Origin of the sequence: Streptomyces sp. NBC_01439 (assembly GCF_036227605.1) — a bacterium.
GTDB lineage: Bacteria > Actinomycetota > Actinomycetes > Streptomycetales > Streptomycetaceae > Streptomyces.
The window spans coordinates 7,538,240-7,564,943 of the sequence record NZ_CP109487.1; the positions used below are offsets into that span (position 1 = coordinate 7,538,240).

A 26,704-nucleotide genomic window follows, 5' to 3' on the forward strand; every position below is an offset into this window, starting at 1 on the left:
GAATGCTGCTGTGAGCAGGGACAACGGCGAGAGCGAAACCGAGGCGGGCGGCCCGCCGGAGCAGCTCGCACTGATCCGGGAGATGGTCGCCGAGGCGAAGGCCAAGGCGCCCAAGGCAAAGCCGCGCACCTGGCGCGGGGCCCCTCTCGCCGCCGAGCTGCCCGTCGCCCGGATCCTCGTGAACAAGGGCGTCCTCCACCTCGACCAGCTCTGGGACTACGCCGTCCCCGAGGAGCTCTCCGAGGCCGCCCAGCCCGGCGTCCGAGTCCGCGTCCGGTTCGGCGCCGGCTCCCACCACGTGCACGGCGGCCGCCGCGAGGGCGGCGGCCTGATCGACGGCTTCATCGTGGAACGCCGCGCAGAGTCCGACTACGACGGCGCACTGGCCGCCCTCGCCCACGTGGTCTCGCCCGAGGTGGTCCTCAGCCCCCGCATGCTCGCCCTCGCCCGGGCCGTCGCCGACCGGTACGCGGGCAGCCTCGCCGACGTCCTCCAGCTCGCCCTGCCCGCGCGCAGCGCCCGCGCCGAGGCCAAGCCCTCACCGGAGCCCCTGCCGCCGCCCCCCGTCCCCGAGCCGGCCGGCTGGGCGCGGTACGGCGCCGGGCCGGGCTTCCTGCGCGCCCTCGCCACCGGTGGCGCCCCGCGCGCCGTGTGGACCGCCCTGCCCGGCCCCGGCTGGGCCGACGAACTCGCCCGCGCCATGGCCGCCACCCTGGCCTCCGGGCGCGGGGCCCTCGCCGTACTCCCGGACGGCCGCACCGCCGCCCGCGTCGACGCGGCCCTGACCGCCCTCCTCGGCGAAGGCCGGCACGCGCTGCTGACCGCCGAGTCGGGACCCGAGAAGCGCTACCGCCAATGGCTGGCGGTGCACCGGGGATCCGTGCGGGCCGTCATCGGCACCCGGGCCGCGATGTTCGCACCCGTGCGGGACCTCGGCCTGGTCGCCGTCTGGGACGACGGGGACTCCAGCCACAGCGATGACAACGCCCCCTTCCCGCACGTCAGAGAAGTGCTGGAACTCCGCGCCGTAAGCGACGGCTGCGGCTTCCTCGCGGGCAGTACCAGCTGCACCGTGGAGGCCGCCCAGTTGGTCGAGTCCGGCTGGGCCAGGCCCCTGATCGCCGACCGCGAGACCGTGCGGGCCTGCGCGCCCCGGATCAGGACCGTCGGGGACGAGCTGCTCGCCCGTGACGAGGCGGCCCGGGCCGCGCGCCTGCCGAGCCTGGCCTGGGAGACGGTACGGGAAGGGCTGAAGACCGGGCCCGTACTGGTACAGGTACCGCGGCGGGGCTACGTGCCCCGGCTGGCGTGCGAGCGGTGCCGCACCCCCGCCCGCTGCACGGTGTGCGCGGGACCCCTGGAGGCCCCCGACGAGCGGGATCTGAGGTGCGGGTGGTGCGGGCGGGGCGAGCCGTCCTGGCACTGCGAGGAATGCGGATCGTTCCGGCTGCGGGCCCAGGTGGTCGGGGCCCGGCGCACCGCCGAGGAACTGGGACGCGCCTTCCCGGCCGTGGCCGTACGGACCTCCGGGCGCGACCACGTCCTCGACGAGGTGCCGGACCGGCCTGCGCTGGTGGTGTGCACCCCCGGCGCCGAACCGGTGGCCGCGGGCGCCGGGTACGCGGCCGCGCTGCTGCTCGACGGCTGGGCCATGCTGGGTCGGCCCGACCTGCGGGCCGGCGAGGAAGCCCTGCGGCGGTGGATCGCCGCCGCCTCCCTGGTCCGGGGCGACGGCCAGGTCGTGGTGGTCGCCGAACCGACGCTGCGGCCCGTCCAGGCGCTGGTGCGGTGGGACCCGGTGGGCCATGCCGTGCGGGAGCTCGCGGAGCGGTCCCAGCTCGGCTTCCCGCCGGTGTCCCGGATGGCGGCGGTGGCCGGCCGGGGCGAGGCCGTGGAGGCCTTCCTGGCCGGAGCCGAGCTGCCGCCCGACGCGGAGATCCTGGGGCCGGTGCCGCTCCCGGGGCGGCGCGGGGAGCCGTCCCCCGGGGAGCGTGCGCTGGTCCGGGTTCCGCCAGGCAGCGGAGCCGCCCTGGCGGCCGCCCTGAAGGCGGCGCAGGCGGCCCGGCTGGCGAAGGGGGTTCCGGCGGCGGAGGCCGTCCGGGTCCGGATCGACCCACCCGACATCGGCTGACGGGCCGCGGCACCGGGCCGCGCCGACGAGCCGCGCCTACGAGCCGCGCCGACGCGGTGCGGGCAAGGCCGTCGCCGAACGCCGAAACCCCCGGTGGGACGCCCGTACGGGCGTCCCACCGGGGGCGGACTCGGGCGCGGCGATCCGGCGCGGCCGGCCGTCGGGTGTCGGCGTCCCGGCGGCAGGACACTCCTCAGCCGCTGCGCGGACCGGGGAAGGCGGGGGAGCGGGGAACCTCTCCGAGCCCCCGCGCGGGAGCGCCCGCGGCAGCGGCTGCCTGGGCCTCCTCGCGCACCGGCTGCGGCGGCATCGAGCGGGCTGCCGGGACGGTCGGCAGCGGCCCCATGGTCCGGGTGGTCGTCCCCTCGGCCAGCGGCTCCGCGGACTCGGCGGACTGCGCCCGCCGGGCCCCGTAGCGGCGGTGCACGGCCTGCTTGGTGACACCGAGCGCAGAACCGACCGCGTCCCACGAGAAGCCGAGCGAGCGGTCGAAGTCCACCGCCGCGGTGACCAGCGTCTCGACGCTGTCCCGCAGCTCCTGCGCGAGGCGGACGGTCGGGGCGGGCGCCCGGCCGTAGACGACGAAGCCGGTCGAGGGACCCGATCGGCGCGGGCGGTACACGTTGCCGAGCTGGGCGGTGAGCGTACGCAGGGCATCCACCTGCCGGCGAACCCGCTCGATGTCCCGTACCAGGAGGTGCAGGCTGGCCCGGGCTTGAGCGTCGTGGGTGGCGTGGTCGGCCATGAAGAAGCCTCTCGAACCGGTGCTGAAGGGCGGATCGGGCCGCAGACACCGTTCATTCACACGCGGCCCGTTTTAGTCAATCTCTCTTGACAACGCGCCACCCGTCGCCCAGGTCACGCTGTGGGGGCGTGTCGGCATATGCGAGGGGCGTGCGCGTGTGCGTACGCCCCCTCAACACCACAGGTGGGCGGCCCGACCCGCGCCCCATAGACTGGTGCGCTGCTGACAGCCGAGATAGCGAGGTAGTCCCCAGTGAAGCTCGTCTTCGCAGGCACCCCCGAGGTCGCCGTACCCGCCCTGGACGCCCTGATCGCCTCCGGGCGGCACGAGGTCGCCGCCGTGATCACCCGGCCCGACGCACCGGCCGGCCGCGGCCGCCGCCTCGTCGCCAGCCCGGTCGCCGAACGCGCCGAGGAAGCGGGCATCGAGGTGCTCAAGCCCGCCCGCCCCCGCGACCCGGACTTCCAGGCCCGACTGCGCGAGATCGGCCCGGACTGCTGCCCGGTCGTCGCCTACGGCGCCCTGCTCCCCAAGAGCGCCCTCGACATCCCCCGGCACGGCTGGGTCAACCTGCACTTCTCGCTGCTGCCCGCATGGCGCGGCGCCGCGCCCGTCCAGCAATCGATCATCGCGGGGGACCAGGTCACCGGCGCCTCCACCTTCCGCATCGAGGAAGGCCTGGACACCGGCCCGGTCTACGGCATCCTCACCGAGGAGATCCGGCCCACCGACACCAGCGGCGACCTCCTCACCCGGCTCGCCTTCGCCGGGTCCGGACTACTGGCCGCCACCATGGACGGCATCGAGGACGGCACCCTGCGCGCCGTCGAGCAGCCCCACGACGGGATCTCCCACGCGCCCAAGATCACCGTGGAGGACGCCCGGATCGACTGGACCGCTCCCGCGATGCGCGCCGACCGCGTGGTCCGCGGCTGCACGCCGGCCCCGGGCGCGTGGACCGTCTTCCGCGGGGAACGCCTCAAGCTGATCTCGCTCGGCCTGGTGCCCGACCGCACGGACCTGGAACCGGGCGAGCTGGCCCCCGCCAAGAACAACGTGTACGCCGGCACCGGCTCGCACGCCGTGGAGCTGCTGTGGGTGCAGCCGCAGGGCAAGAAGCCGATGCGGGCCGCCGACTGGGCGCGCGGGGTGCGGATCGCTCCCGGCGAGCGCCTCGGTGGAGCCGACGTAGGCTGATCGGGGCGACGTCCGAGCGCGGACGTCCCCCCGTCCCACCCCCGCAAGACCCGTAGCACTCGTAGCACTCGTAAACCCCGGAGCACCTTTCACGTGAGCGAACAGCCCCGTCAGCCCCGTCGCAAGCCTGCCCCCGCAGGCGCGGGCGGCAAACAGGCCAAGCCCTACCGCCGGCCCCAGAAGGACCCCGTCCGGATGCTGGCCTTCGAGGTGCTGCGGGCGGTGGACGAGCGCGACGCCTACGCCAACCTCGTACTGCCGCCACTGCTCAAGAAGGCCCGACAGGACGAGAACTTCCAGGCGCGCGACGCGGCGCTGGCCACCGAGCTGGTCTACGGGACGCTACGCCGCCAGGGCACCTACGACGCCGTCATCAAGGCGTGCATCGACCGCCCGCTGCGGGAGGTGGACCCGCCGGTGCTGGACGTGCTCTCGCTCGGCGCCCACCAGCTGCTCGGCACCCGCATCCCCACGCACGCGGCGGTCTCGGCGAGCGTGGAACTGGCCCGGGTGGTGCTCGGGGACGGGCGCGCCAAGTTCGTGAACGCCGTTCTGCGGAAGATCGCCGCGCACGACCTCGACGCCTGGCTGGAGCGCGTCGCACCGCCCTACCAGGACGACGCCGAGGAACACCTCGCGGTGTACCACTCGCACCCCAGGTGGGTCGTCAGCGCCCTGTGGGACTCGCTGGGCGGCGGGCGCGCGGGCATCGAGGACCTGCTGGAGGCCGACAACGAACGTCCCGAGGTGACTCTGGTGGCCCGCCCGGGCCGGTCCACTCCGGAGGAACTGCTGGAGGCGGTCGGTGAGGACTCGGCGCTGCCGGGCCGCTGGTCCCCGTACGCCGTCCGGATGGCCGAGGGCGGCGAACCGGGCGCGCTGGAGGCGGTCCGCGAGGGCCGCGCGGGCGTCCAGGACGAGGGGAGCCAGCTGGTGGCCATGGCGCTGGCTGCCGCACCCGTCGAGGGCCGCGACGAGCGGTGGCTCGACGGGTGCGCCGGCCCGGGTGGCAAGGCGGCGCTGCTCGCGGCGCTCGCGGCGCAGCGCGGTGCGTTCCTGCTGGCCTCGGAGAAGCAGCCGCACCGGGCCCGGCTCGTGGAGCGCGCGCTCGCGGGCAACCCGGGCCCGTACCAGGTGATCGCGGCCGACGGCACCCGCCCGGCATGGCTGCCCGGCTCCTTCGACCGGGTCCTGATGGACGTCCCGTGCTCGGGCCTCGGCGCGCTGCGCCGCCGCCCGGAGGCCCGTTGGCGCCGCCGCCCGGAGGACCTGGAGGGCTTCGCGCCGCTCCAGCGCGGGCTGCTGCGCGAGGCCCTGTCGGCGGTGCGCGTGGGCGGCATCGTCGGCTACGCCACGTGCTCCCCGCACCTGGCGGAGACCAGGGTCGTCGTGGACGACGTCCTGAAGGGCCGCGGCGCGGGCCACTCCCCGGTGTCCGCGGAACTGATCGACGCGAGGCCCTTCATGGCGGGCGTCCCGGCCCTGGGCGACGGCCCGGACGTCCAGCTCTGGCCCCACTTGCACGGCACGGACGCGATGTACCTGGCGCTGCTGAGGCGCACGGCGTAGGACCGGACCCCGCCCCGCCTCCCCCCGCCCGGCCGGAACCGACCGCGATGCCGTCCGGGCCGGGCCTTGTCGGCGGGGGCGGGGGCGGGGGCGGGGGCTTCGCGGTGAGCGGGTGCCGGTCGGGCGGGGGGAGGCGGGGCGGGGGCTTCGGGGAGGGCGGGATCCTCTCGGGCGGTATCGGGGATGGGACTGACGGGAAACCCCCATACCCATCCGTGATTCAGGTCGAGAGGCTCCCGCTCATCGCGAAGCCCCCGCCGCGCCTCCCCGTCCCGCCCGGCCGGATCCCGCTCCCCGGGGTCGCTCTCGCATCACCCGGTCCCCGCTGTACCGTGCCCGGTCGTCCCGGCCCGTCGTGCGCGGGGCGACTTGCGGGGTCGTGGCCGGAACCCGGTGGGGGCATGGCAGGCTTGGGGCATGGCCGCTCAGATTTATCCCAGCATCCTGTCCGCCGACTTCGCCAGACTCGCCGAGGAGGCGAAGGCCGTCGAGGGGGCCGACTGGCTGCACGTCGACGTCATGGACAACCACTTCGTCCCGAACCTGACCCTCGGTATGCCGATCGTGGAATCCCTGAGCAGGGCCACGGACACCCCGCTGGACCTCCACTTGATGATCGAGGACCCGGACCGCTGGGCCCCCCAGTACGTGGAGGCCGGAGCGGGCTCGGTCACCTTCCACGCCGAGGCCGCCGCCGCGCCCGTGCGGCTCGCGCGGGAGATCCGGGCCAAGGGGGCGCGGGCCTCGATGGCGCTCAAGCCCGCGACGCCGATCGAACAGTACGAGGACATCCTCCCCGAGCTCGACATGTTGCTGATCATGACGGTCGAGCCCGGCTTCGGCGGCCAGCCCTTTCTCGACATCATGCTCCCGAAGATCCGCCGTACCCGGGAGCTGATCGCCAAGCACGGCCTGGAGCTGTGGCTCCAGGTCGACGGCGGGGTCTCCGCCTCGACCATCGAACGGTGTGCCGAGGCCGGCGCGGACGTGTTCGTGGCGGGCAGCGCGGTCTACGGAGCGGTCGATCCGGCCACCGCCGTGCGCACGCTGCGTGAGCAGGCGGGTGCAGCGATCGCAGCCGCGCCGTGGGCTTGCGACCACTGAACCAAGGGTTGATGAACAGCTCGGTGAACGGGAGCTGTCCAGGCTGATCAACGGCCGTCGGATCTGACAGGATGAACGGCGAGTCGAGAGTGTGAACAGCAGTGAGGAGAGCGCGGTGTCTGCAATGTCGGCGGGACGGTCAGCCCTGCGGATGGGACCCGCGGAGCTGGTGCAGGCGGCGGCCATGGCCCGCCGCTTCTACCTGGAGGGCAAGTCCAAGATCCAGATTGCCGAGGAGTTCGGCGTGAGCCGCTTCAAGGTGGCCCGGGTCCTGGAGACCGCCCTCGAACGTGACCTCGTACGGATCGAGATCCGGGTACCGGCCGAACTCGATGCCGAGCGGTCGGACGCGCTCCGGGCCCGGTACGGGCTCCGGCACGCCGTCGTCGTGGAGTCGCCCGCCGACACCACCGAGGACGCGCCCGACCCGGAGAACCTCGGCGCGGTCGCGGCCGACCTGCTGGGCGAACTGGTCAACGAAGGCGACGTGCTGGGCCTGGCGTGGGGGCGGTCGACCATTCACATGGCCGCCTCCCTGCACAGGTTGCCGCAGTGCACCGTGGTGCAGCTGACCGGCGTGTACGACGCGGGGACCGCCGAGCGGGGTTCGGTCGAGGCCGTGCGCAGGGCCGCCCAGGTCTCGGGCGGTGACGCGCACCCGATCTACGCGCCGATGCTGCTGCCCGATCCGGCGACCGCCGCCGCGCTGCGCAGCCAGACGGGGATCGCGCGCGCCTTCGAGTACTTCGACAAGGTGACGGTCGCGGCCGTGTCGATCGGCTCGTGGGAGCCGGGCATTTCGACCGTGCACGACATGCTGACCGACGAGGAGCGGGAGCACTACGCCTCGCTGGGCGTGGCGGCGGAGATGTCCGCGCACCTGTTCGATGCCGAGGGGCGTCGGGTCGGCCGGGACCTCGGCGAGCGGTGCATCACCGTCGAGGCCGACCGGCTGCGGAGGATTCCCGAGGTCGTGGCGATCGCGGGCGGGCTGCGCAAGGCCTCCGCGATCGGTGCCGTGCTGAGGTCGGGGTTGGTGACCAGCCTCGTCACGGACACGGCGGTTGCCGACTACCTCCTCACCGAGTCGGCCCCCGGGCTGCGGCCGGCCTTGGACCGGGCCGACCCGGACGACTGACGCGGTCTGACCGGGTATGACGCACCGGTGGCGGTCGCTGTTGCTGCCGCCGGTGCGGATGGTGCTGGAATTGAGATCCGAACGGCGGGCCGCGCGGCGGCCCGCGGGGCGCATACTGGGTTCAATGACAAAGTCAGCAGTACCTCGCCGCCATTTGCCGTCCAGCCCGTTCAAGGCCCCCGTGGAGCAGCCGATCCGGCAGTTCAACGTCGGCGACCGGGTTACCCACGATGAGCACGGCCTCGGCCGTGTCGTCGGAATCGAGGAGGGGATCGCTGTTCTCGTCGACTTCGGTTCGGTTCAGAAGCGAATCCTGAGTCCCTACACCAAGATGGCCGCACTCTGAGGCCACCGGGCGATTCGCTAGCGAATCGGATATTTGGCACGATCGGTGCATGATCTTTCGGAACGTGCCCCGATCGTTGCTGCGTTTGCTGGGGCCCCTGTTCCTCTGTGCCGCGCTGGTCGGTGCGGTGGGGTGTGACGGGCAGACGTCCGTACCTGCCGCCGCCTCCCGTGCGAGTGCCTCCGCCGTCCCGGGGTGGGCGAAGGGGATGGCCACCGTACGGGCCGACGGGCTGCCTCAGCAGGCCCGTGACGTGCTCGCGCTCATCGACGAGGGCGGGCCGTACCCCTACCGGCAGGACGGCACGGTCTTCGGGAACTTCGAGAAGGCCCTGCCCGCGCAGAAGCGTGGCTACTACCACGAGTACACCGTGCGCACGCCGGGGGAGCGTGATCGCGGAGCCCGGCGGATCGTGACGGGTGAGGGTGGGGAGTTCTTCTACACGGACGACCACTACGACACCTTCAAGGCGGTTCTCCGATGAGCCTGGACCCGCAGCCGCTCACCCCCGCGCTCGAAGCCGCCGAAGCGGCGGGCCGGACGGTCGTACGGCTGGACCTGAGCGGGGTACGGAGCAAGGCCGAGCTGATGCGGCGGTGCGGGGACGCCTTGCGGCTGCCGGAGTGGGTCGGCGGGAACTGGGACGCGTTGGCCGATGCGCTGCGGGACCTGTCGTGGGTGCCGTCGCCGTCCGGCGGGGGGTGGCTGGTGGCGGTGACGTCGTGGCGGGGTTATGCCGATGCTCGGCCGGGCGAGTGGGAGACGTTGGTGGAGGTGCTGGAGGAGGCCGTGGGCTTCTGGCGGGAGCGGGGGCCGTCCGGAGGTGGGGCGGGGCTGGTGGTGGTGCTGGCCGATGCCGATGCCGGGCCGGCTACCGGGGCTCCGCCCCGGACCCCGCGCCTCAAGCGCCGGCGGGGCTGAAACGGCGCCTCGAGCAGCGCCTCAAACGCCGGTGGGGCCGGGTTGGTGGGGCGGGGGCAGGCCGCGGGGCCTGCCCCCGGGGGTCAGTCCTGGGGGGTGTTGGGGATCCAGGGTGGGGTTTGGCCCCAGGACCAGACCGGGATCTTGGCCGCGTCGACCGGGGGTGGGTTGGGGCCCGAGTAGATCAGGGCCATCCGCGTGCCCCACTCGATGTAGTACGCGAACACGCCCCGGAATTCCGGGTCCGTCGGGAGGCCGACCTCGTCGGCCGTGTCCATCAGCAGGTCCACCCAGCGGCGGCGCTGCCGTTCGGTGATCGCCCGGCCCAGGTGCTTGGTGGCCATGTGCTGGTGGCCGCCGTGGTGGGCGGTGTAGTCCGACGGGCCGCCGAAGACCTCCGACAGCCAGACCGCGACGTGCTGCGGGTGTTCGGAGTCCATGCCGGCGAAGACCGGGGCCAGGACCTCGTCCTGCAGGGCGTGGGCGTAGAAGGCGTCCGTGAGGCGGTCCATCGCCTCCGCTCCGCCCATCCACTCGTAGATGGTGGGTGTGGTGCTCATCGTTATCCGGCGGCCTTTCCCGTGCCCGCGACGCCCGTCACGAGGTAGTGCTGCATCTCTTCGATGGCCGTCACGTACGGACGGATCGCGCCGAAGAAGGCGGGGAAGTGCTCGCCCTTGCGGAACCCGTTCAGGTGGTCCTCGATCGAGGTCCAGCGGATCCGCAGGATGTAGCGCTCCTTCTCCTCCTCGCAGCGGGCCAGCTCGTAGTCGATGCACTCGGGCGAAGCGGCCAGGGACTCGGCGGCCCGGGCGTACGCGTCCTCGAAGGCCGACTGGTCGTCCAATGCGATCCGGTAGCGGATGTATTCGACGGTGGTGGTCATGGGTGCGTGCCTCTCCCTGGGTGTCGGTCGTCGCCAGCCTTACTCGATCACGCGCCGCCGTGGGGCGGATTCCTCATTCGGACCCGGACTTCATGGAGTCGGTCGGTTCGGAGACGTCGGGTCCCTGGGCGCGGACCCGCTGGACCTCGTCCAGGGAGCCGCGCAGCTCGGTCAGCCACTCGTCCGTGTTGCGGCCGACGAGTCGGACGCACCAGGCGAGGGCGTCGGCCCGACTGCGGGCCACGCCGCCGGCGACCAGGGTGTCGAGCACCTGGCGCTCGGACTGGCGCAGACGGGTCATCACCGGGACGGCGAGGTGGGTGAACAGGGTCGTCTCCCCACCCACCCGCACGCCCCAGGCGACCTTCCGGCGGTAGAGCTCTTCGGCCTCGCGGGCCACTTCGACGCGCTGTTCGCGGGTGCGTTCGCGGAACTCCTTGACCGATTCGGCCGCCGGTATGACGCCGACGACCGTGATCTCCTCGCGGTCGAGGGTGACCGAGTCCAGGGACTCGTAGACGTCGACCGGCAGGCGCTCGGCGAACCACGCGCGGAGCTGTTCGCTCTGTTCGGCTGTAATCATGTAATCAACGTTGCATCCGCTGCGCCCTTGATCGCAAGGCGCGCGGCGTTCGCTCTCAGCCCATCGAGCGGTAGCGGTGGATCAGCGAGACGGCCATGGCTCCCTCGCCCACCCCCGAAGCGACCCGTTTGACCGAGTGGGCGCGGACGTCGCCCGCCGCGAAGACTCCCGGGACGCTCGTCTCCAGGGGGTACGGGGCGCGCTCCAGGCTCCACTCGGCCGGCAGTTCGCCGCCGTTCGAGATCAGGTCCGAGCCGGTGAGGACGAAGCCGTACTCGTCGCGCTCGACGACCCCCGCGAGCCAGTCGGTGTGCGGGCGGGCGCCGATGAAGGTGAACATGAAGCGGGCCGGGACCTCGGTGTCCTCGCCCGTGTCCGCATCGTGGAGGGTGAGGCGTTCGAGGTGCTCCTCGCCGTCCAGTCGGACCACCGTCGTGCGCACCTTCACCTCGATGTTCGGGGTGCGGTCGATCTCGTCGATCAGGTAGCGGGACATGCTCGCGTCCAGGGAGGCCGCGCGGACCAGGATGGTCACGCGGGCGGCGTACTTGGCGAAGTGCACCGCCGCCTGGCCCGCGGAATTGGCCCCGCCGACGATGAACACGTGCTGGGAGATGCAGGCGGAGCTCTCGGTGGTGGCCGCGCCGTAGTAGAGGCCGGCCCCCTCGAAGCGGTCCGCGCCGGGGGCCTCGAGGCGGTTGTACGAGACCCCGGTGGCCAGCAGCACCGTCTCGGCGGAGATCTCCGTGCCGTCCGCCAGGGTCAGGATCTTGGCCGGGTCGTCCCGGGTCAGCGAGACCACCTCCACGGGGTGCAGGATCTCGGCGCCGAACCGGGAGGCCTGGATGGTGGCCCGGCGGGTCAGGTCGCCGCCCGAGAGGCCCGAGGGGAAGCCGAGGTAGTTCTCGATCAGGCTGGACGTGCCCGCCTGGCCGCCCGGGGCGCGGGAGTCCAGCATGAGGGTCGACAGGCCCTCCGAGGCCGAGTAGACGCCCGCCGCCAGGCCCGCCGGGCCCGCGCCGACGATGACGCACTCGTAGTGCGGGCGGGAGGCGGTGGTCGCCAGGCCCAGGCGCTGGGCGAGTTGGGTGTCGGTCGGAGCCGAGAGCACCGATCCGTCCGGGAAGCGGACGAGGGGGAGCGCCCCGTCGGGCTGGGCGGCGATCAGGGTCAACGCCTCGGGGTCCCGTTCGACGTTGAGGAAGCGGAACGGCTGGCCGTTGCGGGTGAAGAAGTCCCGCACGGCGTGGGTGCCCGGGGAGACGAGGTGGCCGGCGACGATGATCCCGTCGTACGCCGGCCGGTAGGTGGCCAGCCAGTCCGACAGTAGGTCGTCCAGGACCGGGAAGAGCCGCTCGTGCGGCGGGTCCCAGGGCTTGAGCAGGTAGTAGTCCAGTCGGACCCGGTTGATGGCGGTGATCGCGGCGTCGGTCTCCGCGTAGGCCGTCAGCAGCACGCGGCGGGCGTCCGGGAAGCGGCTGACCGCCTCCAGCAGGAACTCGACGCCGGTCACGTCCGGCATGCGCTGGTCCACGAGGAACAGCGCCGGGTCGTGGCCGCGCTCGTCGAGGGAGTCCAGGATCTTCAGGGCGTCGGCCGCCGAGGAGGCGCCGAGCACCCGGTAGCGGTCACCGTAGGCGCTGCGCAGGTCGCGGCGGACCGCGCGCAGCACCTGCGGGTCGTCGTCCACGGCGAGGATGACCGGCTTCTTGTGCTCCGCGCGTTCGGCGGCCGAGGACGCAGAGGTGGCGGTGGTGGCGGCGGAACCCTCCGGGGCCGCGCTCATGCCGGGTCCAGCATCAGCTGGTCGGCGTAGCACCAGGCCCAGTCCTCGCCGGGCTCGTGGGAGGCCGCGATGGCGTGCTCGGTGGTCCGGTAGTGCCGGGTTGCGTGACGGTTCCTCGACGAGTCGCAGCATCCGACGTGCCCGCAGCTGAGGCACATCCGCAGGTGCACCCAGGTGTCGCCGGCGATGAGGCACTCCTCGCAGCCCACGGCCGTGGGTTTCACCGGACGTATCTGATCGATGTGTGTGCACAACAGGTCCATCGTCATCGTCCCCGTCCCTCTCCTCGTGCTCTTGCCCGTGCTGTTGCTCGTTCATCAAGTCGGCTCGTGCGCCTCTGATTCACGGCGCGTCCAGACCATAGGGCGGAGCCACCGGAACGGTTCATCGATTCGGCCGAAGTCAGGTAGTCCTGAGGCTACTTCCTGACGTCTGCGGACGACTTCCTGAGGTGCTGCCACGAGCTGGCCCGCTACCTCACGAAGTCGCACACCAGCGCTTTGACGAAGCCCCTGGGCGCGGCCAGTGTGGGGAACGCCAACGACAACAGGCGGCGCCTGGAGGAATACGTGAGCAGAAGGATTCTGGTCATTGTCTCCGAACACGGATACTGGGCCGAGGAACTGATAGGCCCCGTATCGAAGTTCGACGAGCGGGGCTACGAGGTCATATTCGCCACGCCGACCGGAAAGCGTGCACACGCTCTTCCGCCGAGCCTCGACGCGAACTACATCGATCCCCCGCTGGGACGCTCGGTCACCACTGAGGAGAACGCCCGGCTGGGTCGGGAGTTCGAGCAGTCGAGCCGGCTGGACTCGCCGCTCGACATCGAGGCGTGGGTCCCCGAGCGTCCGTACACGAGCGACGAGGGCTATCTGCCCAAGCTGGAGCAGTACCACCGCGATCTCGACAAACTCGACGCCGACATCGCCGGGTACGACGCGATCCTCATCGTCGGCGGCAGCGGCCCGATCGTGGACCTCGCCAACAACGAGCGCGTGCACGCCCTGATCCTGGCCTTCCAGAAGGCCGGCAAGGTCGTCGCCGCCGAGTGCTACGGCGTCGCCTGCCTGGCCTTCGCCCGGGACTGGGGCGACCGCCGGAGCATCATCTGGGGCAAGCACGTGACCGGCCACTGCAAGGAGTACGACTACAAGGACGGCACCGGATTCCTCGGTACCGACTTCAACATGGGGCCGCCGCCGTATCCGCTGGAGTACATCCTGCGCGATGCGACGGGCCCACGCGGCGCGTACCACGGGAATTTCGGCAAGCCGGTATCGGTCATCGTCGACTTCCCCTTCGTCACCGGACGCTCCACCCCCGACTCGTATCTCACGGGGCAGAAGATCGTGGAAGTCCTGGAGGACGGTCTCACCCGATACGGCTGGTGATCCCGGAAGCCGCAGGGAAATCTCAGAGTTGAGGGGGAATTCATGGAAGCCACTCCCGGACGGGAAAGGCTGATCGAGCAGTTCAAGGCCGACGGCCTGAAGGTGATGTTCGGAAATCCGGGGACGGTGGAACAGGGATTCCTCGACGCGGTGGACGCGGCGGAGGACTTCACCTACGTCCTCGCCCTCCAGGAGACCGTGGCCGCCGGCATCGCCGACGGGTACGCCCGGGCGACCGGCGGGGCGGCGCTGCTCCAGCTGCACTCCGGCGTCGGCCTGGGCAACGGCATCGGCATGCTCTACCAGTCGCTGCGCGGGCACACCCCGCTCGTCGTGGTCGCCGGTGACGCCGGGGTGCGCTACGACGCCATGGACGCGCAGATGGCATGCGACCTGGTGGCGCTGGCCAAGCCGGTGACCAAGTACGCGACCCGGGTCACCGACCCGCGGTCCGTGCTCCGCACCGTCCGGCGGGCGGTGAAGATCGCGCTCACCCCGCCCCGCGGTCCCGTCTTCGTGGCGCTGCCCATGGACGTGCTGGACGAGCTCAACTCCGAGCCGGTCCTGCCCTCCACGCAGGTGCTCACCGACGTGTCGCCCTCGCCGGCCTCGGTGGGGCGGGCGGCCGAGCTGCTCGCCTCCGCCGAGCGGCCGATCGTGCTGGTCGGGGACGGGGTCGCGCTCTCCGGGGCGCAGCACGAGCTCGTCGCCGTCGCCGAGCTGCTGGGCGCCGACGTGTACGAGGTCGACTCGTCCGAGGTGAACATCGCGGCCTCGCACCCGCTGCGGCGGGGCCAGACCGGGCACATGTTCGGCCCGCACAGCAAGGAGCTCGTCGGGGACGCCGACGGGGTGCTGATCGTCGGCACCTATGTCTTCCCGGAGGTCTTCCCCGAGCTGGAGAGCCCCTTCCGGGCGGGCGCCAAGGTCGTCCACATCGACCTCAACGCCTACGAGATCGCCAAGAACCATCCGGTGGACCTGGGCCTGGCCGCGGATCCCAAGCAGGCGCTGCGCGCGCTGGCCGGCGTACTGGAGCGGCGGCTCGGTCCGCAGCAGCGGGCCGTGGCGGCCGCGCGCCTCGACGTACGGACCCGGGAGCGGGCCCGCGCGGTGCGCTCGGCCCCGGACGACGGCACGCCGATGGCCGTCTTCCTGAAGACCCTGGCCGAGCGCACCGGCGGGGACCTGATCGTCTTCGACGAGGCGCTGACCACCTCGCCGCTGGTCACCCGCTACCTGCCGGCGGAGCGCCCCGGCGACTACCACCTCACCCGGGGCGGCTCGCTCGGCGTGGGCTTCCCGGGCGCGGTCGGGGCGAAGTTGGCCCGGCCGGAGCGGCTGGTGGTCGGCTTCGCGGGCGACGGCGGGTCCATGTACACGTACCAGGCGCTGTGGACGGCGGCCCGGCACGGCATCGACGCCAAGTTCGTGGTGTGCAACAACCGCAAGTATCGGCTGCTGGACGACAACATCGCCCAGTACTGGCGGGAGCGGGACATCCCGGAACACGGCTTCCCGCACTCCTTCGACCTCTCCCACCCCGAGATCGACTTCGCCGGGCTGGCCCGGTCGCTCGGCGCCGGTGGGATGCGCGTGGAGAAGCCGGACGAGGCGGTCGCCGCCGTGGGCCGGATGCTGTCCCACCCCGGACCGTTCCTCGTGGACGTCCAGATCTGACCAGAGCACTCACGCAGCACGGACAGGAGGAGAGCGCATGCCCGCCGAGCGGCAGCTGACCGAGGACGCGATCCGCAGTTTCGCCGAGAACTGGTACGTGGCGCTGGACCAGCACGTGGGTCTGGACGACGTGCTCGCCCTGATCACCGAGGACCTGGAGTTCAAGGTTCCCGAGGACACCTTCCTCGGACACGAGGGGTTCGGCCGCTGGTACGCGGCCGTGACCAACCGCTTCTTCGACGAGGTCCACACCGTCACCAAGGTGGAGCCCGTCATCGAGGGCGACCGGGCGGTCGTCCGGGTCCTCGTCAACTGGCAGGCGAAGATCTGGGACCCGCCAGCCGCCCGCAGCCAGTGGCTCGGCTTCGACGCCGACCAGACCTGGACGGTCGTGGCCGGTCCGGACGGACCGCTGATCAAGCAGTACACCGTCAACGACCTGGCGCCGATGCCCGGTTCCGGCTCGCTCTGAGAGCGCGCGCCGACGAAGGAGGAGCGACGATGACCGAAGTGACACGGGAGCGGGTCGAGGCGGCTTACGCCGCCCTCGGCTCCGGCGACCGGGCGCGCATCCTCGAGTACTACTCCGAGGACCTGCGCTGGCTGGTGCCGGGCAGCCACCCGCTGGCCGGCTGGTACGAGAGCCTGGACGCCTTCCTGGAGCTGATGGGGCAGACCCACAAGCTCACGGGCGGCACCTTCCGGATGGACATCCAGGCCGTCCTCGTCGGCGAGGACTGCAGCGCCGACGTGTGCCGCAACGTGGCCCTGCGGGACGGCGCGGACGAGACGAGCACGTCCCCGTACGAGCGGATGGACTACCCGGTCTTCCACTTCATGCGGTGGCGCGGCGGCCGGATCGTCGAGGGCCGGGACGGCCTCTTCGGGGACTCGGCGACCGCCTTCAGCCAATTCTGGGCGCCGTTCGCGCCGGACGGAACCCGCAGGGACCGATAGGGGGTCGAACGCGATGGACCGATACGAGAGCCACACCGAAATCCTTCGGAAGTACTACGAGTACGCCAACGCCGGGGACTGGGACCGCTGGTGCGACCTGTTCGCCGACGACCAGGTGATGGACGAGCAGCTCGCCGGCCACATCGAGGGTCTGGAGGTGCTGCGCTCGATGATGAAGGGCATGGGCACGATGTACCGGGCCTTCCGGAACGAGCCCGTGCACTTCCTCGTCGACGGTGAGAAGGCCGCGGCCGTCTCGCACCTGACCGCGGTCAGCGCCTCCGGCGAGGCCATCGAGGCCGAGGTCATGAACTTCTTCCGGATCGTGGACGGAAAGATCGCCTACATGGCGAACTACCACGACACGGTTCCCTTCCAGGTGCTGAGCCAGGGCTGAGGGGGAGCCGTGAGCGTCGAAGAGTACGACTACGTCGTCGTGGGATCCGGCACCGCCGGCAGCGTGCTGGCCGACCGGCTCTCCGAGGACCCGGACGTCTCCGTGCTGGTCCTGGAGGCGGGCGGCCCCCGCATCCCGCCGGAGGTGGACGATCCGTCCTCCTGGTACAAGCTCCTCGGCGGGCCGGTGGACTGGGGCTACACCAGTACCCCGCAGCCCGGACTCGGTGGCCGCCGGACGTACGAACCGCGCGGCAAGGCCCCGGGCGGCAGCAGCAACCTCTACATCATGATGCACATCCGCGGCCACGCCTCGGACTTCGACAACTGGGCCTACCAGGGCGCCGCCGGCTGGTCCTACGAGGACGTGCTGCCCTACTTCGCCCTGTTGGAGGGCCAGGAGGACGTCACCGCCGCCACCACGGGCACCCGCGGCCCGCAGCGGATCACCAACGCCGGCCGGCACGGCCCCAACCCGGTCTCCCGAGCCTTCATCGACGCCGCCGTCGAACTGGGCCACCAGGAGATCGCCGACTTCAACACGGACGGCCCCCGGCGCGGCCTCTTCGGCACCGGCTGGCACCACATCGACGTGGCCGACGGCCGCCGCCAGGGCACCCTGGCCGCCTATCTGGAGCCGGCGCTGCGGCGCGCCAACCTGACCCTGCGCACCAACGCGCAGAGCACCCGGCTGCTGCTCGACGGGGACACCTGCACGGGCGTCGAGTACGTCCAGCTCCAGCCCCCCGCCACGCTTTCGGACAGCGACGCCCCGGGCCGCACCGTCCGGGACGGCCACAGCAGCGTCGCGGCGCCCGGCCTGCACACCGTACGGGCCCGCCGAGAGGTGATCGTGGCGGCCGGGGCGATCGAGTCCCCGAAGCTGCTGCTGCTCTCCGGCATCGGCCACCCGGAGCAGCTGCGCGAGCACGGCATCGAGGTCACCGCGGCCCTGCCCGGGGTCGGCGAGAACTTCCACAACCACGTCCTGACCGGGCTGATGGCCGAGGTCACCCAGGAGCTCCCGCCGCCGGCGCAGAACCTGTCGGAGAGCGCTCTATTCCTGTCCTCGCGGCCCGGGCTGCCCGCCCCCGACCTGCAGATCGCCTTCGTCCACGTGCCGTTCGACGTGATCGTCGGCCGGGACCACCCCAACACGGTGTCCATCCTGCCCGGTGTCGTACGGCCCGTCTCGCGCGGCTCGATCAAGCTGGCGAGCGCCGATCCGCTGGCCCACCCGCTGATCAACCCGAACTACCTGGGCGACCGGTGGGACCTGGAACGGATGGTGCAGGGCATCAAGATCGCCCGGGACATCTTCGCGACCTCCGCCTTCTCGCCCTGGTACAAGCAGGAGCTGCAGCCCGGCCCCGGCTACGCGAGCGACGACGACCTGGCGACCTTCGCGAAGCAGAAGTCGGAGAGCTACCACCACCAGGCCGGCTCCTGCCGCATGGGCATCGACGACTTCTCCGTCGTCGACCCCGAGCTGCGGGTGCACGGCGTACGCAACCTGCGCGTGGTCGACGCGAGCGTGATGCCCGCGGTCCCGTCCGGCAACTGCCATACCGCCATCGCGATGATCGCCGAGCGCGCGGCGGACTTCCTGAAGGGAGCCTCCCGTGTCTGACGCGGTGCTGCGCGAGGGCGCGCTGTCCGGGACCCGGATCGCGGTCCTGGTCGAGAGCGACTACTACGAGCCGGAGATCTTCTACTACCAGCACCGGTTCGCCGAGGAGGGCGCCGAGGTCGACTTCCTGACCCGGTTGTGGGGCAACGACTCCATCACCTTCACCGGACACGAGTACCGGGCGCCCTTCACCGCCACGCAGTCCCTGGAGGGGCTGAGCGACGCGGAGCTGCGCCGGTACGCGGCGATCATCGTGCCCTCCGGCATGGTGGCCGACCGGCTGCGCTACACCGAGGACGTGGACGTCCTCGCCCCGGCGACCGAGCTGCTGCGCCGGGCCTTCGAGGAGCCGACGGTCCTCAAGGGGATCATCTGCCACGGAATGTGGCTGGCCTCCTCGATCCCGGACAAGATCCGGGGCCGCAAGGTGGTCTGCCACAACAACCTCATCGGTGACGTCCGGAACATGGGCGGCGAGTACGTCGACGAGGACGTGGTGGTCGACGGGGACCTGGTCACCGGCCGCACCGGAGCCCACCACCACCTGTTCGCCCGCCGGATCATCGAACTGATCGCGGCCGGCCGGGGCCGGGGGGCCGGCTGATGGCCGCCGGGCTGCGGTGGTCCCACGTGGGCCTGAACTGCACGGACCAGAAGACCACCGAGGAGTTCTACACCCGGTACTTCGGCTTCGCCCGGGCCCGGGTCGTCGACCTCGGGGAGGCTCAGATCGTGTTCCTGCGCAAGGGGGACGCGTACTTGGAGCTCTTCGCGGCCGGCGGGACCGAACCGGCCCGCCCGGCGCACGAGGACGGTCCGGGGGCCCCCGGACGGATGCGCCACCTGGCCTTCCAGACCGACAGCGTGGACGCGTTCCTGGCCGAGCTGGGCGACGCGGCGGAAGTGACCCTGGGACCGCTGGACTTCGACGACTTCATCTGCGGCTGGCGGACCGTGTGGGTCCGCGATCCCGACGGGGTCATCGTCGAGGTCAGCCAGGGGTACGAGGACGACGGCTCTCACGACAAGGACGGTGCGTGACCCATGGCTGACGCCGTGACCTTCTCCTTCTCCGACACGATCGCGGGATACGTCACCCGCTTCGACTCCGGGGCCCGGTTGCTGGGGCTGAGGACCTCCGACGGGCGCGAGTTCGACGTCTCCCTCGCCGGTGACCCCAGCGCCGAGCTGGTGCGCAACCTGGACGAGCCCTACATCGACGCCTCCGGGCACATCGACGAGATGCTCTCGCCCGGGCGGTTCCTCTTCGTCTACGGGGTGCACTACCCGGAGCGCGGCGGGAGCTTCGACGCCAAGCGCCTGGTCTTCCTGGGCCGCGGGTCCGAGGACTACCGGTTCGAGGAGCCCAGCTGGTGGATCAAGCAGATCGAATCCCTGGCCGACTTCTACAAGCGGGCGCAGTTCGGCGACGGGCCGGTGGACTTCACCGAGTACCGCACCGAGATCCGGCTCGGCGGCGACAAGACCGCCAGCCACGTCCAGGAGACCGACACGATCTCCCGCCTGGTCTACGGCATGGCCTCGGCCTACCTGCTGACTGGCAAGGACGAGTACCTGGAGGTCGCCGAGCGCGGCACCGAGTACCTGCGCAAGCACATGCGGGTCGTGGACAGCGAGGAGGACGTGGTCTTCTGGTACCACGGCATCAGCGTCGACGGGGACAGCGAGCGCAAGCTCTTCACCTCGGAGTTCTCCGACGACTACGACGCGATCCCGATGTACGAGCAGATCTACGCGCTGGCCGGCCCCATCCAGACCTACCGGGTCACCGGCGACGTCCGGATCAAGAACGACGCGGACGCCACCATCAGGCTGTTCGACAAGTTCTTCTTCGACCCGGAGCAGGGCGGCTACTACTCGCACATCGACCCGATCCTCTTCAGCGCCGACCACGAGTCCCTCGGTGAGAACGCCGAGCGCAAGAACTGGAACTCGGTCGGCGACCACGCGCCCGCCTACCTGATCAACCTGTACCTGGCGACCGGCGACCAGAAGTACGCCGTCTTCCTCGAGTACACCTTCGACACCATCGCGAACAAGTTCCCGGACTACAAGAACAGCCCCTTCGTCCAGGAGCGCTTCTTCCGCGACTGGTCGCACGACACCGCGCACAGCTGGCAGCAGAACCGCGCGGTGGTCGGCCACAACCTGAAGATCGCCTGGAACCTGATGCGGATGAACTCGCTGAAGGCCAAGCCCGAGTACGAGCAGCTCGCCAAGAAAATCGGCGAGATCATGCCGGCGGTCGGCAGCGACGTGCAGCGCGGCGGCTGGTACGACGTCGTCGAGCGGATCAAGGAGGGCGACCAGGAGGCGTACCGGTTCGCCTGGCACGACCGCAAGGCCTGGTGGCAGCAGGAGCAGGCGATCCTCGCCTACCTCATCCTGAACGGCACGGTCGGCGGCGACGCGAACCTGCGCGAGGCCCGGCAGGCGCAGGCCTTCTACAACACCTTCTTCCTCGACCACGACGAGGGAGCCGTCTACTTCAACGTGCTCGCGAGCGGTACGCCGTACCTGCTCGGCACCGAGCGGCTCAAGGGCAGCCACTCGATGTCCATGTACCACTCGGCGGAGCTCTGCTACCTCTCCGCCGTGTACAACAACCTGCTCATCAACGGCCGGGAGATGGACTTCCACTTCCAGCCCGACCCGACGAACCTGCCCGACCGCATCCTGCGCGTCTCGCCCGACCTGCTTCCCGCCGGTTCGGTGAAGATCGCGTCCGTGGAGATCGACGAGAAGCCGTACACCGACTTCGACGCCGACGCCCTCACCGTCCGGCTGCCCGACGTGCAGGGCCGCGTGAAGGTCAAGGTCCGGCTTCGTCCGGTCGCCAAGAAGTAGCGCTCAACGGGGGGCGCCCCAACTAGAGGGGAATGCAATGACTCTCAACGTCAAGGAACGCCGGAACAAGACGGGCACCGTGCTCGTCGCCACCGGCGAGATCAACAGCGAAACATCCGGCTCGCTGCTCCAGGCACTGCTGCCGCTGGTCCGCGAGGGCAAGCCGCTGAAGATCGACCTCACTGCGGTCACCTACGTCTCCAGCGCGGGCCTGCGCACCCTGCTCGTGGTCTACCGCGAGGCGCAGCACGCCGGCGTCGCCGTCACCCTCTACGGGGTGAGCGAAGAAGTCCGGTTCGTCATGTCGGCCACCGGGTTCCTGGACTTCTTCGAGACCGGCGAGGCCGTCGCCGCGGCGGCCAAGGCCAAGGCCAGGGCCGCGCGATGACCGAGACCCGGTCCGAGCAGGTGCTGCGCGTTGACGCGTACCCGACCCACGAGGTGGGCGGGTACCGCGTCCGCGCGGGCAAACCGTTCCCCTTCGGGGCCAACGTGGTCCCCGGCGGGGTCAGCTTCTCCGTCTTCTCCGACCAGGCCACCTCCATGACCCTGGTCATCTTCAAGCGCGGAGAACCCGAACCCATGGCCGAACTGGAGTTCCCCGAGGAATTCCGCACCGGCAGCGTCTTCGCCATGACCGTCTTCGGCCTCGACCACGAGAACATCGAGTACGGGTACCGGGCCGACGGCCCCTACGACCCGGTCACCGGCCACCGCTTCGACGCCCGGCAGATCCTCTCCGACCCCTACGCCCGGCTGATCGCCGGCCGCGACGTGTGGGGCGTGGAGCCGGACCGCAGCCGCGGCTACCAGTACCGCTCCCGCGTCTGCCTCCAGGACTTCGACTGGGGCGACGACACCCCGCTGGGCATCCCCGCCGAGGACCTCGTCGTGTACGAGACCCACGTGCGCGGCTTCACCCGGCACCCCTCCTCGCAGGTCACCGCACCCGGCACCTTCGCAGGCCTGCGCGAGAAGATCCCGTACCTGAAGGAACTCGGGATCAACTGCATCGAGCTGCTCCCGGTGTTCGAGTTCGACGAGAGCGACAACCCGCGCACCAACCCGGAGACGGGCGAGCAGCTCTTCGACTACTGGGGCTACAACACCGTCTCGTTCTTCGCGCCCAAGGCCGGCTACGCGGCCACCGGACGCTACGGCATGCAGGGCGACGAGTTCCGCACCCTGATCAAGGACCTGCACGCGGCCGGCATCGAGGTCATCCTCGACGTCGTCTTCAACCACACCGCCGAGGGCAACGAACAGGGCCCGACGATCTCCTTCAAGGGGCTCGACAACGCCACCTACTACATGCTCACGCCCGAGGGGTACTACTTCAACTTCAGCGGCACCGGCAACACCGTCAACTGCAACCACCCCGTCGTGCGCAACTACGTGCTCGACTGCCTGCGCCACTGGGTCGCCGACTACCACATCGACGGCTTCCGCTTCGACCTGGCGGCCATCCTCGGCCGGGCCCTGGACGGCACCCCGCTGCCCAACCCGCCGCTGCTGGAACTGCTCGCCTACGACCCCGTCCTGCGGCACACCAAGCTCATCGCCGAAGCCTGGGACGCCGGCGGCCTCTACGAGGTCGGCAACTTCCCGGCCTACGGCCGCTGGGCCGAGTGGAACGGCAAGTACCGCGACACCGTGCGCAGCTTCCTCAAGGGCGACCCCGGCGTCACCGGCGAGCTGGCCACCCGGATCGCCGGCTCGCCCGACCTGTACGCCACCCGCGGCACCGCGGCCTCGGTCAACTTCCTGACCGCGCACGACGGTTTCACCCTCGCCGACCTGGTCTCCTACAACGACAAGCACAACGACGCCAACGGCGAGCACAACAACGACGGCGCCAACGACAACAACAGCTGGAACTGCGGCGCCGAGGGACCCACCGACGACCCGGAGATCAACGCGCTGCGCACCCGGCAGATGAAGAACGCCCTCGCGATCCTCTTCACCAGCCAGGGCATCCCGATGCTGCTGGCCGGGGACGAGGTCGCCCGCACCCAGCAGGGCAACAACAACACCTACTGCCAGGACAACGAGCTCTCCTGGTTCGACTGGGACCAGGTCGACGACAACGCCGAACTGCTCCGGTTCACGCGGGAGATGATCGAGTTCCGCAAGCACCACCGCGAACTGCGATCCACCGCCCACCCCACCGGCCAGGTCCGCGAGCACCTGGGCCTGCCGGACATCAGCTGGCACGGGGAGCGGGCCTGGCAGCCCGACTGGTCGGCCGAGAGCCGGCTGCTGGCGGTGGCCCGCTGCGGCACCGGCGACGACGACGTGGTGTACGTGGCCATGAACGCGCACTGGGAGTCGCACGACCTGGAGCTGCCCGCCCTGCCGGGAGGCCGGAGCTGGCACCTGTTCGCCGACACCGGGGCCGAAGCACCGTACGACATCCGCACCCCCGGAGCCGAGCAGGAGCTGGACAACGCCGGGAAGTACCTGATCGGCCCGCGCTCGGTGGTGATCCTGGTGGGCCGCACGAACGCTTCCGAGGACCTCGACACGCCCTGACCGAAGGAGACCTGACATGCCGCTTTCCGTGTCCCTGAGCATCGAGGGCGACACCACCGTGATCGAACTGACGGGCGAGCTGGACGCCAAGACCGCGCCGGACTTCCACCGGACCATCGAGAAGGCCGCCGGCCACGGCACGCAGACCGTCGAGATCAGGATGGCCGGCGTCGGCTACATGGCCAGCGCCGGACTGCGCTCCCTGGTCTTCGCCCAGCAGAAGGTCGCGAACGACGTCACCATCAAGGTGGTCGGTGCCATCGAGCCCGTGTCCCGGACCATCCGGACGGCCGGGCTCGACCGGAGCATCGTTCTCTCCGATGAGTGACCACCGTGACTGACATGGTCGAACTGGCGAGGAAGTCCTGCGCGCTGGAAGTGCCCGCAACGGTGGGGGCACTGGGCGAAATCGCCTCGTTCGTCATGCGGTTGGCCGGAGCGGCGGGCCTGGACAAGGGCGCCGCCTACCGGCTCCGGCTGGCCGTGGACGAACTGGCCACGAACGTCGTGATGCACGGGTACCGGGGCGGCGGCGGACGGATCAGCGTCCGTGGCCGCTCCGGCCCGGACGGGGTGCAGATCGTCATCGAGGACACCGCACCCCCCTTCGACCCCGTCGAAGGCCGCCTGCCGCCCGCCCACGGGGTCCCCCCGCAGGACCGGCGGATCGGCGGCCTCGGCATCCACCTGGCACTGACCAGCGTGGACGAGTTCGGCTACGCACACAGGGACGGCCGCAACATCAGCACCCTGACTGTGAAGGCTGAGGGGACCCACCGATGCCCTCCACGACCGTGATCATCCTCGACGCGTACCCGCCACCGCCGCCCGAGCTGCTCGACGCCCTGCGGACGATGGACGCGGCACTCGTCACCCGCTCCCTGACGGAGCTGCGCGAAGGCGCGCTGGAACTGCTGCCCGTCGCGGACGTGCTGCTCGCCCCGGCGGAGTCCGACGGGGAGGCGGTGCGCACGGCCGTCCGCCGGCTGCGCCGCTGGGCCGGGGCCCCCATCGTGGTCGTCTGGACCGTGACGGAGTTCGCCGCCCTGGAGGAACACGTCCGGATCGGGCACGACTACCTCGTACCGCCCTTCCTGCCCGCCCTCGTCGGGGCCCGGCTGCACAGCTGCTCGGAGCGCGCCGGACTCGGCCGCACCCTGCGGGAGGCCGACGCACGCGCCGAACTCATGGGCTACGAGAAGGAACTGGAGATCGGCCGGGAGATCCAGGCGGGCTTCCTGCCCGAATCGATGCCCGTCCCCGACGGCTGGGAGATCGACGTGCGGTTCCGTCCCGCCCGACAGGTCGCCGGAGACTTCTACGACGTCTTCGAGATCTCCCGCGGCCGCCGGCTGGCCTTCGTCGTCGCCGACGTCTGCGACAAGGGGGTCGGAGCCGCGCTGTTCATGGCGCTCATCCGCTCCCTGCTGCGGCACACCGCGCAGAACAGCGGCCTACAGCACCTGGTCGCCGGACGCGCCGGCGGCAGCCGGCGGATCCCGGTCGTCGGCGCCACCCCGCTGCTCAACGCGGTCACCGCCACCAACGGCTACCTCACCCGCAACCACCTGCGGCAGGGCTACTTCGCCACCCTCTTCTTCGGGGTGCTCGACCCGCTCACCGGCAGCCTGGTCTACATCAACGGCGGCCATAACCCGCCCCTGCTGCTGCCTGCCGACGGCAGCCCACCGGTCGCCCTCCACATCACCGGGCCCGCCGTCGGGATCCAGCCCGACTGCGTCTACACCCTCGGCTACGCCCAGCTCGACCCCGGCGACACCCTGTTCGCCTTCACCGACGGGGTCCCCGAAGCACGCTGCCCGGGCGGCAGCTTCCTCGGCGACGACCGGATGCTGGAACTGCTCGCCGGGCCACCGGTCAGCGGCAAGGAGGTGGTCGACCGGATGGACCTGGCGGTGCGCGAGCACACCGGCACCGCCGAACAGCACGACGACGTCACCATGCTGGCCCTGCACCGGCCACGCGCGGCGCGGGGGCCGCGCGCGGACGGCGCCGGCACCCGGGTGGTGGCCTAGATGACCCGCACCATCGTCGTGCACTCGCACCGCGGTGGGACGGGCAAGTCCTCGGTAGTGGCGAACCTCGCGCTGCTGCTGGCGGCCGAGGGGCGCCGGGTGGGGGTGGTCGACACCGATATCCAGTCACCCACCCTGGACCTGCTGTTCCGCCTGGGGCCCGGCGCCTCTCTGACCGACTACCTGCTCGGCCGCTGCGAGATCGAGACCACCGCCCAGCAGACGGGGGTGCCCGGGCTGTACGTCGTACCGGCCCGGACCGGGACGGCCGCCCTGCGCGAGATCATGGCCGGGGGCTACGACGTCGGACTGCTGCCGGAGGGCTTCGACCGGCTCGCCGCGCACTACGCCCTCGACGTGCTGCTGCTCGACACCCACGCCGGGCTCAACAACGAGTCGGTGACCGCCATGGCGAGCGCCGACGTACTGATGATCATGGCCCGGGCCGACCGGATCGACCTCTCAGGGGTCGAGGAGACCATCGCCCTCGCCGGGCGACTGACCTGCCGGCGGAACCTGGTCCTGAGCATGGCCCCCGAGGGCATCGACCGGGACGCGGCCCGCCGGCGCTCCGAGGCGGTCTACGGCGCGCCAGTGGCCGGAATCCTTCCCTACTCGCCGGAAATGGCGGCTCTGTACGGGGAGCGCATATTTGCAGAAGCCCACCCCGACCACCCCCTGGTCGGTGAATTCCGCACCATCATCTCGGCGTTGGACGCACGTGACGAAGTATCGCGGGCCTGACGTCATCCCCCTTACGCCCCCCGCGGGTGGCGTGTTGAATCGGCAGCGAATCCAGAACAAG

29 protein-coding genes are annotated in these 26,704 nt (G+C 71.2%); 23 read left to right on the forward strand and 6 right to left on the reverse strand.

Going from position 1 to position 26,704, the window contains the following annotated elements:
* Positions 1-10 precede the first annotated feature (10 nt).
* A complete protein-coding gene (locus OG207_RS34390) occupies positions 11-2,131 on the forward strand; it encodes a primosomal protein N' (protein ID WP_329104045.1) in 2,121 nt (706 codons plus the stop codon).
* 193 nt (positions 2,132-2,324) lie between these two features.
* Here the strand turns inward: OG207_RS34390 and OG207_RS34395 are convergent, their stop codons facing one another.
* Positions 2,325-2,876 (reverse strand): hypothetical protein, encoded by a 552-nt coding sequence (locus tag OG207_RS34395; RefSeq protein WP_329104047.1) that lies wholly within the window; start codon positions 2,874-2,876, stop codon positions 2,325-2,327.
* Positions 2,877-3,128: 252 nt separating this feature from the next.
* On the opposite strand from OG207_RS34395, the gene fmt reads away from it, so the two are divergent.
* The 7 genes from fmt (at position 3,129) to OG207_RS34430 (ending at position 9,151) form a co-directional block, all read left to right on the forward strand.
* On the forward strand, positions 3,129-4,073 hold the full coding sequence (gene fmt, locus OG207_RS34400; RefSeq protein WP_329104049.1) for a methionyl-tRNA formyltransferase: 945 nt from the start codon (positions 3,129-3,131) through the stop codon (positions 4,071-4,073).
* A 93-nt stretch (positions 4,074-4,166) separates the two neighbouring features.
* Positions 4,167-5,642, forward strand: a complete 1,476-nt coding sequence (locus tag OG207_RS34405; protein ID WP_329104051.1) for an RsmB/NOP family class I SAM-dependent RNA methyltransferase — start codon at positions 4,167-4,169, stop codon at positions 5,640-5,642.
* A 417-nt stretch (positions 5,643-6,059) separates the two neighbouring features.
* Positions 6,060-6,746 (forward strand): ribulose-phosphate 3-epimerase, encoded by a 687-nt coding sequence (gene rpe, locus OG207_RS34410; protein ID WP_327386423.1) that lies wholly within the window; start codon positions 6,060-6,062, stop codon positions 6,744-6,746.
* 124 nt (positions 6,747-6,870) lie between these two features.
* Positions 6,871-7,884: a sugar-binding transcriptional regulator gene (locus OG207_RS34415; RefSeq protein ID WP_189740535.1), complete on the forward strand. Its 1,014-nt coding sequence runs from the start codon at positions 6,871-6,873 to the stop codon at positions 7,882-7,884.
* A 124-nt stretch (positions 7,885-8,008) separates the two neighbouring features.
* Positions 8,009-8,230 (forward strand): CarD family transcriptional regulator, encoded by a 222-nt coding sequence (locus tag OG207_RS34420; RefSeq protein ID WP_030012151.1) that lies wholly within the window; start codon positions 8,009-8,011, stop codon positions 8,228-8,230.
* A 49-nt stretch (positions 8,231-8,279) separates the two neighbouring features.
* On the forward strand, positions 8,280-8,714 hold the full coding sequence (locus OG207_RS34425; protein ID WP_329104053.1) for a ribonuclease domain-containing protein: 435 nt from the start codon (positions 8,280-8,282) through the stop codon (positions 8,712-8,714).
* The gene (locus OG207_RS34430) at positions 8,711-9,151 is read left to right on the forward strand and encodes a barstar family protein (RefSeq protein ID WP_329104055.1); all 441 of its coding nucleotides are present in this window, start codon (positions 8,711-8,713) and stop codon (positions 9,149-9,151) included. Before OG207_RS34425 ends, OG207_RS34430 begins: the two co-directional genes overlap by 4 nt.
* Positions 9,152-9,234: 83 nt before the next feature.
* Here OG207_RS34430 and OG207_RS34435 read toward each other — a convergent pair whose 3' ends face one another.
* The 5 genes from OG207_RS34435 to OG207_RS34455 form a co-directional block, all read right to left on the reverse strand.
* A complete protein-coding gene (locus OG207_RS34435) occupies positions 9,235-9,711 on the reverse strand; it encodes a group II truncated hemoglobin (protein ID WP_329104056.1) in 477 nt (158 codons plus the stop codon).
* Positions 9,712-9,713: 2 nt separating this feature from the next.
* Positions 9,714-10,037, reverse strand: coding sequence for a putative quinol monooxygenase (locus OG207_RS34440; RefSeq protein WP_329104058.1), 324 nt, complete (start codon positions 10,035-10,037; stop codon positions 9,714-9,716).
* Between the two features lie 73 nt (positions 10,038-10,110).
* Positions 10,111-10,620, reverse strand: coding sequence for a hypothetical protein (locus tag OG207_RS34445; protein WP_329104060.1), 510 nt, complete (start codon positions 10,618-10,620; stop codon positions 10,111-10,113).
* A 55-nt stretch (positions 10,621-10,675) separates the two neighbouring features.
* Complete coding sequence (locus OG207_RS34450; protein ID WP_329104062.1) at positions 10,676-12,406, reverse strand: FAD-dependent oxidoreductase; 1,731 nt, start codon at positions 12,404-12,406, stop codon at positions 10,676-10,678.
* The gene (locus OG207_RS34455; RefSeq protein ID WP_030011039.1) at positions 12,403-12,675 is read right to left on the reverse strand and encodes a UBP-type zinc finger domain-containing protein; all 273 of its coding nucleotides are present in this window, start codon (positions 12,673-12,675) and stop codon (positions 12,403-12,405) included. The genes OG207_RS34450 and OG207_RS34455 overlap by 4 nt, the downstream gene beginning before the upstream one ends.
* A gap of 300 nt (positions 12,676-12,975) precedes the next feature.
* Between OG207_RS34455 and OG207_RS34460 the strand changes: the two genes are divergently transcribed.
* From OG207_RS34460 to OG207_RS34530, 15 genes are read left to right on the forward strand one after another with little or no spacing between them, the layout of a single operon-like run.
* Entirely contained in the window at positions 12,976-13,800 is an 825-nt protein-coding gene (locus OG207_RS34460; protein WP_329104064.1) for a type 1 glutamine amidotransferase domain-containing protein, read from the forward strand.
* 42 nt (positions 13,801-13,842) lie between these two features.
* Positions 13,843-15,480 carry a thiamine pyrophosphate-binding protein gene (locus tag OG207_RS34465; protein ID WP_329104067.1) on the forward strand — a complete coding sequence of 546 codons (1,638 nt, stop codon included), beginning with the start codon at positions 13,843-13,845 and terminating at the stop codon, positions 15,478-15,480.
* A gap of 37 nt (positions 15,481-15,517) precedes the next feature.
* Complete coding sequence (locus OG207_RS34470) at positions 15,518-15,952, forward strand: nuclear transport factor 2 family protein (protein ID WP_329104069.1); 435 nt, start codon at positions 15,518-15,520, stop codon at positions 15,950-15,952.
* Positions 15,953-15,981: 29 nt separating this feature from the next.
* A complete protein-coding gene (locus tag OG207_RS34475) occupies positions 15,982-16,437 on the forward strand; it encodes a nuclear transport factor 2 family protein (RefSeq protein ID WP_030008817.1) in 456 nt (151 codons plus the stop codon).
* A 13-nt stretch (positions 16,438-16,450) separates the two neighbouring features.
* A complete protein-coding gene (locus OG207_RS34480) occupies positions 16,451-16,834 on the forward strand; it encodes a nuclear transport factor 2 family protein (protein WP_329104072.1) in 384 nt (127 codons plus the stop codon).
* Positions 16,835-16,843: 9 nt separating this feature from the next.
* Complete coding sequence (locus OG207_RS34485; RefSeq protein WP_329104074.1) at positions 16,844-18,463, forward strand: GMC family oxidoreductase; 1,620 nt, start codon at positions 16,844-16,846, stop codon at positions 18,461-18,463.
* Complete coding sequence (locus tag OG207_RS34490; protein ID WP_030008820.1) at positions 18,456-19,067, forward strand: DJ-1/PfpI family protein; 612 nt, start codon at positions 18,456-18,458, stop codon at positions 19,065-19,067. The genes OG207_RS34485 and OG207_RS34490 overlap by 8 nt, the downstream gene beginning before the upstream one ends.
* Entirely contained in the window at positions 19,067-19,504 is a 438-nt protein-coding gene (locus tag OG207_RS34495) for a VOC family protein (RefSeq protein ID WP_329104077.1), read from the forward strand. The genes OG207_RS34490 and OG207_RS34495 overlap by 1 nt, the downstream gene beginning before the upstream one ends.
* A gap of 3 nt (positions 19,505-19,507) precedes the next feature.
* Positions 19,508-21,331: an AGE family epimerase/isomerase gene (locus tag OG207_RS34500; protein ID WP_329104080.1), complete on the forward strand. Its 1,824-nt coding sequence runs from the start codon at positions 19,508-19,510 to the stop codon at positions 21,329-21,331.
* 37 nt (positions 21,332-21,368) lie between these two features.
* A complete protein-coding gene (locus OG207_RS34505) occupies positions 21,369-21,719 on the forward strand; it encodes an STAS domain-containing protein (protein ID WP_329104082.1) in 351 nt (116 codons plus the stop codon).
* The gene (gene glgX / locus OG207_RS34510; RefSeq protein ID WP_329104084.1) at positions 21,716-23,863 is read left to right on the forward strand and encodes a glycogen debranching protein GlgX; all 2,148 of its coding nucleotides are present in this window, start codon (positions 21,716-21,718) and stop codon (positions 23,861-23,863) included. Before OG207_RS34505 ends, glgX begins: the two co-directional genes overlap by 4 nt.
* Before the next feature lie 16 nt (positions 23,864-23,879).
* A complete protein-coding gene (locus OG207_RS34515; protein WP_030008825.1) occupies positions 23,880-24,191 on the forward strand; it encodes an STAS domain-containing protein in 312 nt (103 codons plus the stop codon).
* Positions 24,188-24,661 carry an ATP-binding protein gene (locus tag OG207_RS34520; RefSeq protein ID WP_329104086.1) on the forward strand — a complete coding sequence of 158 codons (474 nt, stop codon included), beginning with the start codon at positions 24,188-24,190 and terminating at the stop codon, positions 24,659-24,661. Before OG207_RS34515 ends, OG207_RS34520 begins: the two co-directional genes overlap by 4 nt.
* The gene (locus OG207_RS34525; protein WP_329104088.1) at positions 24,643-25,899 is read left to right on the forward strand and encodes a PP2C family protein-serine/threonine phosphatase; all 1,257 of its coding nucleotides are present in this window, start codon (positions 24,643-24,645) and stop codon (positions 25,897-25,899) included. The genes OG207_RS34520 and OG207_RS34525 overlap by 19 nt, the downstream gene beginning before the upstream one ends.
* Positions 25,900-26,643, forward strand: coding sequence for a MinD/ParA family protein (locus OG207_RS34530; RefSeq protein ID WP_329104090.1), 744 nt, complete (start codon positions 25,900-25,902; stop codon positions 26,641-26,643).
* The last annotated feature ends 61 nt before the right edge of the window (positions 26,644-26,704 follow it).